Consider the following 14,083-nt stretch of genomic DNA (forward strand, 5'->3'; position numbering starts at 1 on the left):
TTTCTCCTACCAGCTGGCCTTGGTGATGCCGGGGATTTCACCCTTCATCGCCATTTCACGCAGTTTGTGGCGGGTCAGCCCAAACTTGCGGAAGACACCACGCGGACGACCCGTGACGACGCAGCGGTTACGCTGGCGAGTCGGGTTGGCATTGCGCGGCAGTTGTTGCAGCTTCAGCCGAGCTTGGTAACGTTCTTCGTCGGTCTTCGACTGGTCGTCGATGATCGCTTTCAATTCGGCGCGGCGAGCGGCGAACTTGTCAGCCAGCTTGGCGCGCTTGATATCGCGATTGATGAGGGAAAGTTTAGCCACGTCATCAGCCCCTTAGTTACGGAACGGGAAGCTGAAGGCGGTCAACAGTGCCTTGGCTTCATCGTCGGTCTTGGCGGTGGTGGTGATGCTGATGTTCAGCCCACGCAGCGCGTCGATCTTGTCGTACTCGATTTCGGGGAAAATGATCTGCTCTTTCACCCCGATGTTGTAATTGCCGCGACCGTCGAATGCACGACCGGAAATACCGCGGAAGTCGCGCACGCGAGGCAACGCAACCGCCACCAGGCGATCCAGGAATTCGTACATACGCTGGCCACGCAACGTCACCATGCAACCGATCGGGTAGTTTTCGCGGATCTTGAAACCAGCGATAGCCTTACGGGTTTTGGTGATGACGGGCTTTTGGCCGGCGATCTTCGTGAGGTCAGCAACAGCGTGCTCGATGACCTTTTTGTCAGCAACCGCTTCCGAAACACCCATGTTCAGGGTGACCTTGGTGATGCGCGGCACTTCCATTTGGCTCTTGTAGCCAAACTTTTCTTTCAGGTCAGGAGCAACTTTGCTCTTGTAGAGTTCTTGCAAACGAGACATGTCTGTCGCCCCTTACGCCTTGGCGCCGACAACGGCACCATTGGAACGGAACACGCGGACCTTGCGGCCGTCGACTTCTTTCACGCCGACGCGATCGCCCTTGCCGGTGGCCGGGTTAAACAGCGCCACGTTGGAAATATGGATCGGCAAGGTCTTTTCGACGATACCGCCAGGGTTGTTGGCCATAGGATTGGCCTTGACGTGCTTTTTGACGACATTGACGCCTTCGACCAGAACGTGGTCGGCATCAACACGAGCCAGCACGGTGCCACGACGCTTTCTGTCGCGGCCGGTCAGGACGATGACTTCGTCGCCTTTACGGATGTTGTTCATCGTGGGCTCCTTACAGCACTTCGGGGGCCAACGACACGATCTTCATGAAACGCTCGGTACGCAATTCACGCGTAACGGGTCCGAAGATGCGGGTGCCGATGGGCTCCAGCTTGGCATTGAGCAACACGGCGGCATTGCCACCGAAGCGGATCAGCGAACCGTCTTTGCGGCGCACACCCTTGGCGGTGCGAACCACCACGGCGTTGTAAATTTCGCCTTTTTTGACGCGCCCGCGCGGAGCCGCATCTTTGACGCTCACCTTGATGATGTCGCCGATACCGGCATAACGGCGCTTGGAGCCACCGAGCACCTTGATGCACATAACAGCGCGCGCACCGGTGTTATCGGCCACGTCCAGCGTGGTCTGCATTTGGATCATGATTTTTCCTGTTCCAACTTAACTGGAATTACGATTTCCCGACCAGGGGATAGCGCGATTCCTGCCAGTTTTGGTCCCGTCAGGTCCGCCGAACGCCTCGAAGACATCTTCAAAGCACTGCAACGACCCTGGGTTGAAATCCTGCGGATACTTTCCCCGGTACCCTTATCGGCCTACCTCAGCCATCAGGCTGTAGCGCATCGCCGGTACAGGCAACTCGGGAAAGTCTGTAATTCTAGCTCGCGCCCTGGATGGATGCAAGCCTTGTGTGTAAAAAGTGTGCAATACGGCCACACCACCAGCAAAAAAGCGGCAAGGACAAACTGCATCCCCACCGCTTTTTCCCAAGAAGGCAGACAGTGGAAATTTTCCGACTGCCGCCTGCCTGGCTTGCATCATTAGATGATGCGGACTGCTTCGATCAAGCGCACCACGCTCCAGGACTTCGAGCGGGAGATCGGACGACCTTCAGCGATTTCGACGGTGTCGCCTTCGTTGTACTGGTTCGACTCGTCGTGTGCTTTGTATTTAGCAGAGCGCATGACGATCTTGCCGTAGATGGGGTGCTTGACGCGGCGTTCGACCAGAACGACGACCGTCTTGTCCATCTTGTTGCTGACGACCTTGCCGACCAGCGTACGCTGGCGCTTGGCGACTTGAGTGGTTTGAGTTTCGCTCATGATTATTTCCCTGCCTTCTCGGTCAGCAAGGTACGAACACGAGCGATGTCGCGACGTACATTGCGCAGCTGGGTGGTATTGCCAAGCTGCTGCGTGGCTTTCTGCATACGCAGACCGAATTGTGCCTTCAGCAGGCTCTCGAGCTCGGTAGTGAGCTCGGCGGCGTCTTTCGAACGGAGTTCGCTAGCTTTCATTGTGTACTCCTTAAGCACCGATATGACGCGCGACGAACGTGGTCGAGATCGGCAGCTTGGCAGCGGCCAGGCGGAACGCCTCGCGCGCCAGCTCTTCGCTGACCCCTTCCATTTCGTAGAGCACCTTGCCGGGTTGGATCTCGGCGACCCAGTACTCCGGGTTACCTTTACCATTACCCATCCGGACTTCGGCAGGCTTTTGCGAGATCGGCTTATCCGGGAAAATACGAATCCAGATACGGCCGCCACGCTTGATGTGACGGTTGATAGCACGACGAGCGGCTTCGATCTGACGGGCGGTCAGACGGCCACGGCCGGTGGCCTTCAGACCGAACTCGCCGAACGACACATGCGTGCCGCGCGTGGCCAGACCGGTGTTGCGGCCCTTCTGCTCTTTGCGATACTTTCTGCGAGAGGGTTGCAGCATGGTTATTCTCCTTCAGGAGCCGGAGCCGCATCCGCCTTGCGGGGACCACGGCCACGACCACCCGGACGACCCGGACGATCGCCACCAGGACGATCGCCACGCGGCGCGCGACGCGGACGGCGCTCTTCTTCACGCGGGGCTGCGGTTTCCGGCGGCAATTCGCCGTTGGCCAGCATGTCGCCCTTATAGACCCAGACCTTGATGCCGATCACACCGTAGGTGGTGTGGGCTTCGGAGGTGCCGTAGTCGATATTGGCTTTCAGCGTGTGCAGCGGCACACGGCCTTCGCGGTACCACTCGGTGCGAGCGATTTCGATACCGTTCAGACGGCCCGAGCTCATGATCTTGATGCCTTGGGCGCCCAAACGCATGGCGTTTTGCATGGCGCGCTTCATGGCACGGCGGAACATGATGCGCTTTTCGAGCTGTTGCGAGATCGAATCAGCGATCAGCTGAGCGTCGGTTTCCGGCTTGCGGATTTCCTCGATGTTGACGTGCACAGGCACGCCCATCAGACGCTGCAGATCAGCCTTCAGGCTTTCGATGTCCTCGCCGCGCTTGCCGATCACCACACCCGGACGAGCCGAGTAAACGGTGATGCGGGCGTTCTTGGCAGGACGCTCGATGATGACGCGACCAACAGAAGCGCTTTTCAGCTTTTTCTTCAGGTATTCGCGGACGCGGATGTCTTCAGCCAGCATGCTGCCGAAAGCTTTGTCGTCTGCGAACCAACGCGAAGACCAATTACGGGTGACCGCGAGACGGAACCCAGTGGGGTGAATTTTCTGACCCATCGTGACTCCTTAGGCTCCGACCTTGACCGTGATATGGCAGGTCTGCTTCTCGATGCGGTTACCGCGGCCCTTGGCACGAGCCGAGAAACGCTTCATCGATTGCGCCTTGTCGACGAAAATCGTGGTGACTTTCAATTCGTCGATATCAGCGCCGTCGTTGTGTTCGGCATTGGCGATAGCGGACTCGACAGCCTTTTTCAGGATGCCAGCGGCTTTCTTGGGGGAAAAGGTGAGGATATTCAGCGCCTGAGCCACCGACTTGCCGCGGATCAAGTCCGCAACCAGACGGGTTTTCTGGGCCGAGATGTGAACCCCACGGATAATGGCAGTAGTTTCCATCGCTTACCTCTTCGCCTTCTTGTCCGCTGCGTGGCCCTTGAACGTACGGGTCAGCGCGAACTCGCCGAGCTTGTGACCGACCATGTTCTCGTTGATATAAACGGGAACGTGCTGGCGACCGTTGTGCACCGCGATCGTGAGACCGATGAACTCGGGCAGGATCGTGGAACGGCGCGACCAGGTCTTGATCGGCTTCTTGTCTTTGCCCGCGACAGCCTTGTCCACCTTGTTGATGAGGTGGGCGTCGACAAACGGGCCTTTCTTGATCGAACGTGACATAGTGTTCGCCTCTTACTTGCGCTTGCGCCGTTGGACGATCATATTGTTCGTCCGCTTGTTGCGACGGGTCTTGAAACCCTTCGAGGGCGTGCCCCACGGGCTGACCGGTTCGCGTGCTTCGCCGGTACGGCCTTCGCCGCCACCGTGCGGGTGATCGACCGGGTTCATGGCAACACCACGAACCGTCGGACGCACACCGCGCCAACGCATTGCACCGGCCTTGCCGATTTGGCGCAGGCTGTGTTCTTCGTTACCGACTTCACCGATGGTGGCACGGCACTCAATGTGAACGCGACGGACTTCGCCCGAACGCAGACGCACTTGAGCGTAGGTGCCTTCACGGGCCAACAACACCGCCGATGCGCCAGCCGAACGCGCCATTTGGGCGCCCTTGCCGGGGATCATTTCGATGCAGTGGATCGTGGTACCCACGGGGATGTTACGGATGGGCAGCGTGTTACCAGCACGGATCGGGGCTTCGATACCCGAAACCAGCGTGGCACCCACTTCCAGACCGCGCGGCGCAATGATGTAGCGACGCTCGCCGTCGGCGTAGCACAGCAAAGCAATGTGCGCCGTACGGTTGGGGTCGTACTCGAGGCGTTCGACCTTGGCCGGAATGCCATCTTTGTTGCGACGGAAGTCGACGATACGGTAGTGCTGCTTGTGACCACCGCCACGATGACGGATCGTGATGTGACCGTTGTTGTTACGGCCGGAACCACGGGTCTTCTTTTCGAGCAGCGCAGCGTGCGGCGCGCCTTTGTGCAGGTTCGGGCTGACAACCTTCACCATGCCACGGCGGCCTGCCGAGGTCGGTTTTACTTTGACGAGGGCCATTTACTTCACCTCCGCAAAGTCGATTTCCTGGCCTTCTTTGAGCGCAACATAAGCCTTGCGCTCGGTGCGACGACGGCCCATGAAACGGCCAAAGCGCTTGACTTTGCCCTTACGGTTGAGGACCTGCACGGACTCGACCTGCACCTTGAACAGCAGTTCGACGGCAGCCTTGATTTCCGGTTTGGTAGCGTCAGCCACGACACGGAAAGCGACTTGCTGATTTTTTTCGGCGACGAAGGTGGCCTTTTCGGTCACCACCGGAGCCAAGATGACTTGCATCAAGCGTTCGGCGTTCATCCCAGCATCTCCTCGAGTTGAGCGATGGCCGGCTTGGTGATCAGCACTTTCTTGTAGTGGATCAGCGACAACGGATCGGCATAACGGGGCTCGACCACGGCAACATGCGGCAGGTTGCGGGTGGCGAGGTAAACATTTTCATCAACGTTGTCCGTGATGATCAACACCGAATCCAGGCCCAGGGTCTTCAGCTTGGACACTGCAACCTTGGTCTTGGGGGATTCGAGGTCGAACGTGTCGACAACAGCGATGCGGTCTTCGCGAGCCAACTGGGACAGGATCGAACGGATACCCGCGCGATACATCTTCTTGTTGACTTTTTGGCTGAAGTTTTCTTCAGGCGAATTCGGGAAGGTGCGACCACCCCCACGCCACAACGGCGACGAGGTCATACCAGCGCGAGCGCGGCCGGTACCCTTTTGACGCCAGGGCTTCTTGGTGGTGTGCTTGACTTCGGCACGGTCTTTCTGAGCACGGTTACCGCTGCGAGCGTTGGCCTGGTAGGCCACGACGACTTGGTGAACCAGCGCTTCGTTGAAATCGCGACCGAAAATGGTGTCAGGCGCGCTAAACGTCGCGGCTTCACCTTGGTCATTCAGGAGCTTGAGATCCATGTTGCTTACGCCCCCTTCTTGGCCGGCGCCTTGATGGCCGGACGCACGACGACATCGCCGCCAGCGTGGCCGGGGACAGCGCCCTTGACCAACAGCAGACCGCGTTCGGCGTCAACACGCACGACGTCGAGGTTTTGAACGGTACGGGTAACATCACCCAAGTGACCAGACATGCGCTTACCCGGGAAAATACGGCCCGGATCTTGTGCCTGACCGATCGAGCCCGGAACACGGTGCGAACGGGAGTTACCGTGCGACGCGCGTTGCGAACCGAAGTTGTGGCGCTTGATCGTACCGGCGAAACCCTTACCGATCGTGGTACCCGTGACATCGACTTGCTGGCCGGCTTCGAAAACCGATTCCACAGCGATGACGGCGCCCGGCGTGAACTCGGCCAGACGGGCCGGATCCAGACGGAACTCTTTCAGGATGCTGCCGGCCTCGGTGCCAGCTTTGGCGTAGTGACCAGTTTGAGGCTGGGCAACACGCGAGGCACGACGGGTGCCATAAGCCACTTGGACTGCGGCGTAGCCGTCAGCTTCCAGAGACTTGATCTGGGTCACACGGTTGTTCGACACGTCCAGCACGGTCACCGGGATGGATTCACCTTCCTCGGTAAAAATGCGGGTCATGCCGACCTTGCGACCCACCAGACCCAACCGATGCGCGGCGGGCGTGGGCGTCGAATTCGACATTGTTTTCTCCATTCCCGACTGCGATTGGTCGGGGCTAATCAGGCGAAAGGTAAAGGCTTTCACCCTACAGGGCCAAGTAACCAAAACCGCTTGCTTTACTACTGCGCTATTGCTACTGCACTAGCATGCGGCCAGGGTTGCTGTTGCCACAAAATGGCAAGCTTGGCATGTTAGCATGATTTTTCCTGACAGCACAAGTAGTTAGGCGTAGGCAGCTGTGGAATTAGGCGGACGGATGCCGCGTATATGCAACACAAAATTTGCCGAATACGCCTCAGGCGGCAGGCGACGCCCAAAAGAAAAAAGCCACACTCTCGACGAATGTGGCCATTTTCAATGCCAGGCAGAAGACCTGGCACAAGCCCTATAGGGCCATACAGCTTATTGCAGTGCGATTTCCACGTCGACGCCAGCCGGCAGATCCAGGCGCATCAAAGCGTCCACGGTCTTGTCGGTGGGATCCACGATGTCCATCAAGCGCTGATGAGTACGGATTTCGAACTGATCGCGCGACGACTTGTTCACGTGAGGCGAACGCAGCACGTCGTAACGACGGATACGCGTGGGCAGGGGCACCGGACCACGAACCACAGCGCCAGTGCGCTTGGCGGTGTCAACGATCTCGGCGGCAGACTGATCGATCAGCTTGTAATCAAAGGCTTTCAAGCGGATGCGGATCTTCTGGTTTTTCATGGTGTTTCCTAAAGAACGAAAAGCGAAGGCAGCTCAGAGGATACTGCCTTCGCTGGTGGGGGGTCGCCTTAGGCGATGATCTTGGCGACGACGCCTGCGCCGACGGTACGGCCGCCTTCACGGATAGCGAAGCGCAGACCTTCTTCCATGGCGATCGGAGCCAGCAGCTTGACGGTCATCGACACGTTGTCGCCCGGCAACACCATTTCCTTGTCCTTGGGCAGGTCGATCGAGCCGGTCACGTCCGTCGTACGGAAGTAGAACTGCGGACGATAGCCGTTGAAGAACGGCGTGTGACGGCCACCTTCTTCCTTGGACAGAATGTACACCTCGGCGGTGAACTCCGTGTGCGGCGTGATCGAACCCGGCTTGGCCAGCACTTGGCCACGCTCGACGTCTTCACGCTTGGTGCCGCGCAGCAGAATACCCACGTTGTCGCCCGCTTGACCTTGGTCCAGCAGCTTGCGGAACATTTCCACGCCCGTGCACGTCGTCTTCACCGTCGGCTTGATGCCCACGATTTCGATTTCTTCGCCAACCTTGATGATGCCGCGCTCAACACGACCGGTCACCACCGTGCCACGACCCGAGATCGAGAACACGTCTTCCACAGGCATCAGGAACGCACCGTCAACCGCACGCTCAGGCGTCGGGATGTACGTGTCCAGCGCATCGGCCAACGCCAAAATCGCTTGCTCGCCCAGTTCGCCCTTGTCGCCTTCGAGCGCCAGCTTGGCCGAACCCTTGATGATCGGCGTGTCGTCGCCCGGGAAGTCGTACTTCGACAGCAACTCGCGTACTTCCATTTCCACCAGCTCGAGCAGCTCGGCGTCATCAACCATGTCGGCCTTGTTCAGGAACACGATGATGTACGGCACGCCTACCTGGCGGCTCAGCAGAATGTGCTCACGCGTCTGCGGCATCGGGCCGTCAGCGGCCGAGCACACCAGGATCGCGCCGTCCATCTGCGCCGCACCCGTAATCATGTTCTTGACGTAGTCGGCGTGACCCGGGCAGTCAACGTGCGCATAGTGACGGTTCTGCGTCTCGTATTCCACGTGTGCCGTGTTGATCGTGATACCACGCGCCTTCTCTTCCGGCGCCGCATCGATCTGGTCGTAGCCGCGGGCTTCGCCCCCGAACTTCGTCGACAGCACGGTCGTGATCGCCGCCGTCAACGTCGTTTTGCCGTGGTCAACGTGACCAATCGTACCCACGTTCACGTGCGGCTTGGTACGTTCAAACTTGCCTTTTGCCATGATCTCTATCCTTTGACTTTCAAGGAAACTGGGATGATTGCCGCGCCCCGTGAGATGGTCGGGACGCGGCGACGGTATTTACTTTATTTTGCCCGAGCGGCGATGACTTCGTCAGCGACGTTCTTGGGAGCTTCAGCGTAATGCTTGAATTCCATGGTGTACGTGGCACGGCCTTGCGTCAACGAACGCAAGTTCGTGGCGTAACCGAACATCTCGGCCAGAGGAACCTCTGCCTTGATGGTCTTGCCACCGCCGACCATGTCGTCCATGCCTTGGACCATGCCGCGACGTGAGGACAGATCGCCCATCACGGTACCGGCGTAGTCTTCCGGGGTCTCGACTTCAACAGCCATCATGGGCTCGAGCAGCACGGGGCTGGCCTTGCGCATGCCGTCCTTGAAGGCCATCGAACCGGCCATCTTGAACGCGTTTTCGTTCGAGTCAACGTCGTGGTACGAACCGAAGAACAGCGTGACCTTGACGTCCACCACCGGATAACCGGCCAGGATGCCCGAAGGCAGCGTTTCCTGGATGCCCTTGTCAACCGCGGGGATGTATTCGCGAGGAACCACACCGCCCTTGATGGCGTCGACGAACTCGTAGCCACCGCCAGGAGGCAGGGGTTCGAGCTTGATCACCACGTGACCGTATTGACCACGACCGCCCGACTGTTTGACGAACTTGCCTTCGACTTCTTCGCAGGTCTTGCGGATGGTTTCGCGGTAGGCCACTTGGGGCTTGCCCACGTTGGCTTCCACGCCGAATTCACGCTTCATGCGGTCGACCAGAATTTCCAGGTGCAGTTCGCCCATACCGGAAATGATGGTCTGGCCGGATTCTTCGTCGCTGCGCACGCGGAACGACGGGTCTTCCTGGGCCAGGCGCGACAGGGCCAAGCCCATCTTTTCCTGGTCAGCCTTGGACTTGGGCTCAACAGCCTGCGAAATCACGGGCTCGGGGAACTCCATGCGCTCGAGCAGAATGTGGGAATCCACATCGCACAGCGTCTCGCCAGTGGTCACGTCTTTCAGACCCACCACAGCGGCGATGTCGCCCGCCAGAACTTCCTTGATTTCTTCGCGGTTGTTGGCGTGCATCTGCAGCAAACGACCGACGCGCTCTTTCTTGCCCTTGATGGGGTTGTAAACGGTGTCGCCCGACTTCAGGACGCCCGAGTACACGCGCACGAAGGTCAACTGACCCACGAACGGATCGCTCATCAGTTTGAATGCCAGCGCCGACAGCTTTTCGCCATCGTCAGCCTTACGCGAAACGGCATTGCCTTCGTCGTCCTGGCCATCGACCGGCGGAATGTCGATCGGCGACGGCAGGTAGTCGATAACAGCGTCCAACATACGTTGCACGCCCTTGTTCTTGAAGGCGGTGCCGCACAGCATGGGCTGAATTTCGCCAGCGATGGTGCGTTGGCGAATAGCGGTGTTGATTTCGGCTTCGTCGAGCGTGCCCGATTCGAGGTACTTGTTCATCAGTTCCTCGGTGGACTCGGCAGCGGCTTCCACCAGCTTTTCACGCCACTCGTTGGCAGCGCCTTCGAGTTCGGCCGGGATGTCGACGTAGTCGAACTTCGTGCCTTGGCTGGCTTCGTCCCAAATGATGGCTTTCATCTTGACCAGATCGATGACGCCCTTGAAGGTGTCTTCGGCACCGATTGGGATCACGATAGGCACAGGATTGGCACGCAGACGCGTCTTCAATTGGTCGTAGACCTTGAAGAAGTTGGCGCCCGTGCGGTCCATCTTGTTGACGAAGGCCAGACGGGGCACGCCGTATTTGTTGGCTTGACGCCACACGGTTTCGGACTGCGGCTGCACGCCACCCACGGCGCAATACACCATGCAGGCACCGTCGAGCACGCGCATGGAACGTTCGACTTCGATGGTGAAGTCCACGTGTCCCGGGGTGTCGATGATGTTGATGCGGTGCTCGGGGTAGTTGCCGGCCATGCCGCGCCAAAACGCCGTCGTAGCAGCGGACGTGATGGTGATGCCACGCTCTTGTTCTTGCTCCATCCAGTCCATGGTGGCTGCGCCATCATGCACTTCGCCAATTTTGTGGTTGACGCCGGTGTAGAACAGGATACGTTCAGTCGTGGTGGTTTTCCCTGCATCGATGTGCGCAGAGATACCAATGTTGCGATAGCGCTCGATCGGGGTTTTGCGGGCCATGGTAGGTTAGTCCTTAAATTACCAGCGGAAATGGCTGAAGGCCTTGTTGGCCTCTGCCATCTTGTGCGTGTCTTCGCGTTTCTTCATTGCGGCGCCGCGGCCTTCCGCAGCGTCGATCAGTTCGCCAGCCAAGCGCAGATCCATCGACTTTTCGCCGCGCTTCTTGGCGGCCTCACGCAGCCAACGCATAGCCAAAGCCAGGCGGCGCACGGGGCGCACTTCAACCGGCACTTGGTAGTTGGCACCGCCCACGCGGCGGCTCTTGACTTCGACGATCGGCTTGATGTTGTTGATCGCCAGGCTGAAAACCTCGATCGGCTCTTTGCCGGTCTTGGCTTGAACTTGCTCGAGGGCACCATAGACGATGCGCTCGGCGACGGCCTTCTTGCCGTCCAGCATGACGACGTTCATGAACTTGGCGAGTTCGACGCTGCCGAACTTGGGATCGGGCAGAATCTCGCGCTTGGGTACTTCGCGACGACGGGGCATGTTGCTTCCTTGTGTCTATTCAGTTGAACCGAGTCTTGTGACACGGCCATGGCCACCCAATAAGGCGACCCCTTACGTGCCGCGCACCGTCCTGAAATATAGAGGCTGGCGCGGTTGCACTATTTTGGTGGCGCTTACGCGCAACCGGGGGTACTACTGAAACTACGGTGTATAAGGCTTTTAGGCCTTCTTCGGGCGCTTGGCGCCGTACTTGGAACGAGCCTGCTTACGGTCTTTGACGCCTTGCAGGTCGAGCGAACCACGAACGATGTGGTAACGCACACCCGGAAGATCTTTTACACGACCGCCACGCACCAGAACCACCGAGTGTTCCTGCAGGTTGTGGCCTTCACCGCCGATGTACGAAATGACTTCGTAGCCGTTGGTCAGGCGAACCTTTGCGACTTTACGCAAAGCGGAGTTCGGCTTCTTGGGGGTGGTGGTGTACACGCGAGTGCACACGCCGCGGCGTTGCGGGCAGTTTTCGAGCGCGGGGCTCTTGCTCTTGATGATGCTGACTTCGCGCGGCTTGCGCACGAGCTGGCTAATGGTAGGCATGACCTTTGAAATCCCTTTTACGTACCACTGGTAAGTACTTGAAGTACTCGTGTCTCTGGCGGATCGCCCCAACAGGGCCGGTACACCAGTGAGAGGCAGTTCACGCAAAACCGCCTCAAACGTTTCTTACGTAAAAGAGCGGGTCTTGCAGACAAAACGCACAAAGGCCACCAGTCGTGGAATTGGCAAACCTTTATACGCAAATAAAGCAGTAAGCCCGTCAGCATAACCCAGAAGGCGGCCCATGTCAAAGACTCCTGTATTTCGACACAGAGCCCATGAAAGGCACGCTAATTTACCGGGTACCGTACGACGGATTGATGACAGCTCGCGCTTGCAACGGCTTTTTATCAGCCGGCCGTCCGAAGCGCGCTAAGAAATAGGCGCAGACACAAGGCAGCCAGGCGAGACCGGGGCTTTTATTGATCGGCGAACAGATAGCCGCTGCCATAGACGGTACGAATCGGCAGGATGACGCCGGCCAGCTCGGCTTTGCGCCGTAAACGGCTGACAATGACGTCGATACTGCGCGAACCGCCGGCCCTGGGAGTGGTGCCGGCAGCGCCGTCGAGGTGCTTGTTCAGCTCGGCCCGTGCGACTGCCTGCCCCGGCGCCTCCAGCAAGGTGCGAACGATATGCCGCTCGTTGGCAGACAACGAAATGGAGACGCCCGAGGGTGCCATCAAAGTCCAGTTCTGGTCGCGCAGTTCCCAGCTTCCGGTGGGGGTATTCGTCGGCACCTGTTCGACGGCGTTGTCCGTCGCTGCTTGGGTGCGGCCAGGCAACCGGCGACCAAGCGCCATCAGAACGCCAACGAGCTCACGGACGTCAAACGGAGACACCAAACACGCATCTGCGCCACTTTGCAGGCAACGCAAACGGTTTTCCACCTGGAGATTGGCGCCCAGCACCACGACCCCCAGCGTTGAGGAAGTGCGTAAGCGCGACACCAGGGCGTAACCGATCTCATCGAGCTCGCCGATGTCCAGGACGGCAGCATCGTAGCCCCCGGTCCCCAGTTGGCCGAATAACTCGAGAGGCGTGGCGCAGCCGTGCGCCGCAATTCCCGCTTGTTGCATCGCCGCAACTGATTTCCCACAGGCCATCGAGTCGGGCATCATGATAAGGACTTTCAACTGCTTCATAGTGAACATTTTCAGATCCACCCCGGAACTCCTGCTCCCCGCAGCCGATCTGCACGCATTGATAAGAACGTCGACAGTGTGACGCCTTATTGCGCAAAACCTTAGTCAAGATTCGTCAACTTTGCGGTACTTAACATTCGCGCTGCTTTGCATTAGAGCAATAGTGTATCCCGCGGTATCATTCACGCTGTACGTGGGTTTACACGTACTCGGAGCGGCATACCCGACCGCAGACTTTAACGCAGCCAAGGGCTCCCTCACCTCGAATTCGCTATGCAGATTGCCTCGCTGGAAGACGACCTGGACCAGGCCCGGCATATTCAGCAGGTTCTTGCTTCTGCTGGGTATACCTGCCATAGCTATCAGAACGGCCGCGACTTGTTGGCCGCCCTGCGTAGCCAGTCCTTCGACCTTATCTTGCTCGATTGGCAAGTCCCGGACATTGCCGGCGACGAGGTCTTGAGGCATATACGCGCCACACTAGGCATGCAGATCCCGGTGATTTTCGTCACCAGCCGCACCCTGGAACAGGATCTGGTCCAAGGCTTGCAAGCCGGCGCCGACGACTATGTGGTTAAACCGCTACGTCCTGCTGAGTTGCTGGCGCGCGTTAGCGCCTTGTTACGGCGTTCGCAGGCCGCTTTGCCCGTGCCAGGGCCTTTTTCCGTCGCCGACTATCGTATTGACCCAGCGACCCGATCGATTTCGCTGCACGATCAAACGGTAACCCTCGCCCCGAAGGAATTCGAATTAGCGCAGCTGTTCTTCCGCAATGTGGGACGGCTATTGTCACGCGATGTACTGGCCGAAAGCGTGTGGAACCGTGAAATTCCCGCCACATCCCGGACGTTGGACACTCATTTGTCGAACATACGCCAAAAATTGCGGCTACACCCGGAAAACGGGGTCCGGTTGGTATCGTCATATGCCTTGGGTTATCGCCTGGAATTGATCGACGGCAATACAACGGTGCCCCCGGCCACTAACTAAGCACAACGGGCCGGGTATGTTCCCGAAA

At 58.6% G+C, this 14,083-nt stretch carries 21 protein-coding genes; 1 reads left to right on the forward strand and 20 read right to left on the reverse strand.

Annotated elements, in window-relative coordinates; all coding sequences use genetic code 11:
• Positions 1-6 precede the first annotated feature (6 nt).
• From rpsN to CAL20_RS00405, 20 genes are all read right to left on the reverse strand, one after another.
• On the reverse strand, positions 7-312 hold the full coding sequence (rpsN, locus tag CAL20_RS00310; protein ID WP_094823923.1) for a 30S ribosomal protein S14: 306 nt from the start codon (positions 310-312) through the stop codon (positions 7-9).
• 12 nt (positions 313-324) lie between these two features.
• Positions 325-864, reverse strand: a complete 540-nt coding sequence (gene rplE / locus CAL20_RS00315; protein ID WP_094823924.1) for a 50S ribosomal protein L5 — start codon at positions 862-864, stop codon at positions 325-327.
• Between the two features lie 12 nt (positions 865-876).
• The gene (gene rplX / locus CAL20_RS00320) at positions 877-1,197 is read right to left on the reverse strand and encodes a 50S ribosomal protein L24 (protein ID WP_094823925.1); all 321 of its coding nucleotides are present in this window, start codon (positions 1,195-1,197) and stop codon (positions 877-879) included.
• Between the two features lie 10 nt (positions 1,198-1,207).
• Positions 1,208-1,576, reverse strand: a complete 369-nt coding sequence (gene rplN, locus CAL20_RS00325) for a 50S ribosomal protein L14 (RefSeq protein WP_003806916.1) — start codon at positions 1,574-1,576, stop codon at positions 1,208-1,210.
• A gap of 398 nt (positions 1,577-1,974) precedes the next feature.
• Complete coding sequence (gene rpsQ / locus CAL20_RS00330) at positions 1,975-2,256, reverse strand: 30S ribosomal protein S17 (RefSeq protein WP_094823926.1); 282 nt, start codon at positions 2,254-2,256, stop codon at positions 1,975-1,977.
• 2 nt (positions 2,257-2,258) lie between these two features.
• Entirely contained in the window at positions 2,259-2,450 is a 192-nt protein-coding gene (gene rpmC / locus CAL20_RS00335) for a 50S ribosomal protein L29 (protein ID WP_094823927.1), read from the reverse strand.
• A 10-nt stretch (positions 2,451-2,460) separates the two neighbouring features.
• Positions 2,461-2,877, reverse strand: a complete 417-nt coding sequence (gene rplP, locus CAL20_RS00340) for a 50S ribosomal protein L16 (protein ID WP_006389610.1) — start codon at positions 2,875-2,877, stop codon at positions 2,461-2,463.
• A gap of 2 nt (positions 2,878-2,879) precedes the next feature.
• The gene (rpsC, locus tag CAL20_RS00345; RefSeq protein ID WP_094823928.1) at positions 2,880-3,671 is read right to left on the reverse strand and encodes a 30S ribosomal protein S3; all 792 of its coding nucleotides are present in this window, start codon (positions 3,669-3,671) and stop codon (positions 2,880-2,882) included.
• Between the two features lie 9 nt (positions 3,672-3,680).
• Positions 3,681-4,010: a 50S ribosomal protein L22 gene (gene rplV, locus CAL20_RS00350; protein WP_066124713.1), complete on the reverse strand. Its 330-nt coding sequence runs from the start codon at positions 4,008-4,010 to the stop codon at positions 3,681-3,683.
• 3 nt (positions 4,011-4,013) lie between these two features.
• A complete protein-coding gene (rpsS, locus tag CAL20_RS00355; protein WP_094823929.1) occupies positions 4,014-4,289 on the reverse strand; it encodes a 30S ribosomal protein S19 in 276 nt (91 codons plus the stop codon).
• 12 nt (positions 4,290-4,301) lie between these two features.
• A complete protein-coding gene (gene rplB / locus CAL20_RS00360) occupies positions 4,302-5,129 on the reverse strand; it encodes a 50S ribosomal protein L2 (protein WP_094823930.1) in 828 nt (275 codons plus the stop codon).
• Positions 5,130-5,426 (reverse strand): 50S ribosomal protein L23, encoded by a 297-nt coding sequence (gene rplW / locus CAL20_RS00365; RefSeq protein WP_094823931.1) that lies wholly within the window; start codon positions 5,424-5,426, stop codon positions 5,130-5,132. It abuts the gene before it with no gap.
• Positions 5,423-6,040, reverse strand: coding sequence for a 50S ribosomal protein L4 (gene rplD / locus CAL20_RS00370; protein ID WP_094823932.1), 618 nt, complete (start codon positions 6,038-6,040; stop codon positions 5,423-5,425). The genes rplW and rplD overlap by 4 nt, the downstream gene beginning before the upstream one ends.
• A gap of 5 nt (positions 6,041-6,045) precedes the next feature.
• A complete protein-coding gene (gene rplC, locus CAL20_RS00375; protein WP_176456631.1) occupies positions 6,046-6,735 on the reverse strand; it encodes a 50S ribosomal protein L3 in 690 nt (229 codons plus the stop codon).
• 381 nt (positions 6,736-7,116) lie between these two features.
• The gene (gene rpsJ, locus CAL20_RS00380; RefSeq protein ID WP_012251770.1) at positions 7,117-7,428 is read right to left on the reverse strand and encodes a 30S ribosomal protein S10; all 312 of its coding nucleotides are present in this window, start codon (positions 7,426-7,428) and stop codon (positions 7,117-7,119) included.
• Between the two features lie 68 nt (positions 7,429-7,496).
• Positions 7,497-8,687, reverse strand: a complete 1,191-nt coding sequence (gene tuf / locus CAL20_RS00385) for an elongation factor Tu (RefSeq protein ID WP_094823934.1) — start codon at positions 8,685-8,687, stop codon at positions 7,497-7,499.
• An 83-nt stretch (positions 8,688-8,770) separates the two neighbouring features.
• Positions 8,771-10,873 carry an elongation factor G gene (gene fusA / locus CAL20_RS00390; RefSeq protein ID WP_094823935.1) on the reverse strand — a complete coding sequence of 701 codons (2,103 nt, stop codon included), beginning with the start codon at positions 10,871-10,873 and terminating at the stop codon, positions 8,771-8,773.
• A gap of 18 nt (positions 10,874-10,891) precedes the next feature.
• On the reverse strand, positions 10,892-11,362 hold the full coding sequence (gene rpsG, locus CAL20_RS00395) for a 30S ribosomal protein S7 (RefSeq protein ID WP_094823936.1): 471 nt from the start codon (positions 11,360-11,362) through the stop codon (positions 10,892-10,894).
• 180 nt (positions 11,363-11,542) lie between these two features.
• The gene (gene rpsL, locus CAL20_RS00400) at positions 11,543-11,920 is read right to left on the reverse strand and encodes a 30S ribosomal protein S12 (protein WP_005017264.1); all 378 of its coding nucleotides are present in this window, start codon (positions 11,918-11,920) and stop codon (positions 11,543-11,545) included.
• A 419-nt stretch (positions 11,921-12,339) separates the two neighbouring features.
• Positions 12,340-13,074, reverse strand: a complete 735-nt coding sequence (locus CAL20_RS00405) for a response regulator transcription factor (RefSeq protein ID WP_254924441.1) — start codon at positions 13,072-13,074, stop codon at positions 12,340-12,342.
• Positions 13,075-13,338: 264 nt separating this feature from the next.
• Between CAL20_RS00405 and CAL20_RS00410 the strand changes: the two genes are divergently transcribed.
• Positions 13,339-14,055, forward strand: a complete 717-nt coding sequence (locus tag CAL20_RS00410) for a response regulator transcription factor (RefSeq protein WP_094823937.1) — start codon at positions 13,339-13,341, stop codon at positions 14,053-14,055.
• Positions 14,056-14,083: the final 28 nt, after the last annotated feature.

It is taken from the genome of Bordetella genomosp. 4 (assembly GCF_002261185.1).
In the GTDB taxonomy this organism is placed as follows: domain Bacteria; phylum Pseudomonadota; class Gammaproteobacteria; order Burkholderiales; family Burkholderiaceae_B; genus Bordetella_A.

Bases quoted from the DNA above. Each gene is read 5' to 3' on its own strand.
- rpsQ (WP_094823926.1), bottom strand. From the start codon at position 2,256: ATGAGCGAAACTCAAACCACTCAAGTCGCCAAGCGCCAGCGTACGCTG.
- rplB (WP_094823930.1), bottom strand. From the start codon at position 5,129: ATGGCCCTCGTCAAAGTAAAACCGACCTCGGCAGGCCGCCGTGGCATG.
- rplV (WP_066124713.1), bottom strand. From the start codon at position 4,010: ATGGAAACTACTGCCATTATCCGTGGGGTTCACATCTCGGCCCAGAAA.
- rpsG (WP_094823936.1), bottom strand. From the start codon at position 11,362: ATGCCCCGTCGTCGCGAAGTACCCAAGCGCGAGATTCTGCCCGATCCC.
- rplN (WP_003806916.1), bottom strand. From the start codon at position 1,576: ATGATCCAAATGCAGACCACGCTGGACGTGGCCGATAACACCGGTGCG.
- CAL20_RS00410 (WP_094823937.1), top strand. From the start codon at position 13,339: ATGCAGATTGCCTCGCTGGAAGACGACCTGGACCAGGCCCGGCATATT.
- rplD (WP_094823932.1), bottom strand. From the start codon at position 6,040: ATGGATCTCAAGCTCCTGAATGACCAAGGTGAAGCCGCGACGTTTAGC.
- rpmC (WP_094823927.1), bottom strand. From the start codon at position 2,450: ATGAAAGCTAGCGAACTCCGTTCGAAAGACGCCGCCGAGCTCACTACC.
- rplE (WP_094823924.1), bottom strand. From the start codon at position 864: ATGTCTCGTTTGCAAGAACTCTACAAGAGCAAAGTTGCTCCTGACCTG.
- rpsC (WP_094823928.1), bottom strand. From the start codon at position 3,671: ATGGGTCAGAAAATTCACCCCACTGGGTTCCGTCTCGCGGTCACCCGT.
- fusA (WP_094823935.1), bottom strand. From the start codon at position 10,873: ATGGCCCGCAAAACCCCGATCGAGCGCTATCGCAACATTGGTATCTCT.
- rplX (WP_094823925.1), bottom strand. From the start codon at position 1,197: ATGAACAACATCCGTAAAGGCGACGAAGTCATCGTCCTGACCGGCCGC.
- rplC (WP_176456631.1), bottom strand. From the start codon at position 6,735: ATGTCGAATTCGACGCCCACGCCCGCCGCGCATCGGTTGGGTCTGGTG.
- tuf (WP_094823934.1), bottom strand. From the start codon at position 8,687: ATGGCAAAAGGCAAGTTTGAACGTACCAAGCCGCACGTGAACGTGGGT.
- rpsL (WP_005017264.1), bottom strand. From the start codon at position 11,920: ATGCCTACCATTAGCCAGCTCGTGCGCAAGCCGCGCGAAGTCAGCATC.
- CAL20_RS00405 (WP_254924441.1), bottom strand. From the start codon at position 13,074: ATGTTCACTATGAAGCAGTTGAAAGTCCTTATCATGATGCCCGACTCG.
- rpsS (WP_094823929.1), bottom strand. From the start codon at position 4,289: ATGTCACGTTCGATCAAGAAAGGCCCGTTTGTCGACGCCCACCTCATC.
- rplW (WP_094823931.1), bottom strand. From the start codon at position 5,426: ATGAACGCCGAACGCTTGATGCAAGTCATCTTGGCTCCGGTGGTGACC.
- rpsJ (WP_012251770.1), bottom strand. From the start codon at position 7,428: ATGAAAAACCAGAAGATCCGCATCCGCTTGAAAGCCTTTGATTACAAG.
- rplP (WP_006389610.1), bottom strand. From the start codon at position 2,877: ATGCTGCAACCCTCTCGCAGAAAGTATCGCAAAGAGCAGAAGGGCCGC.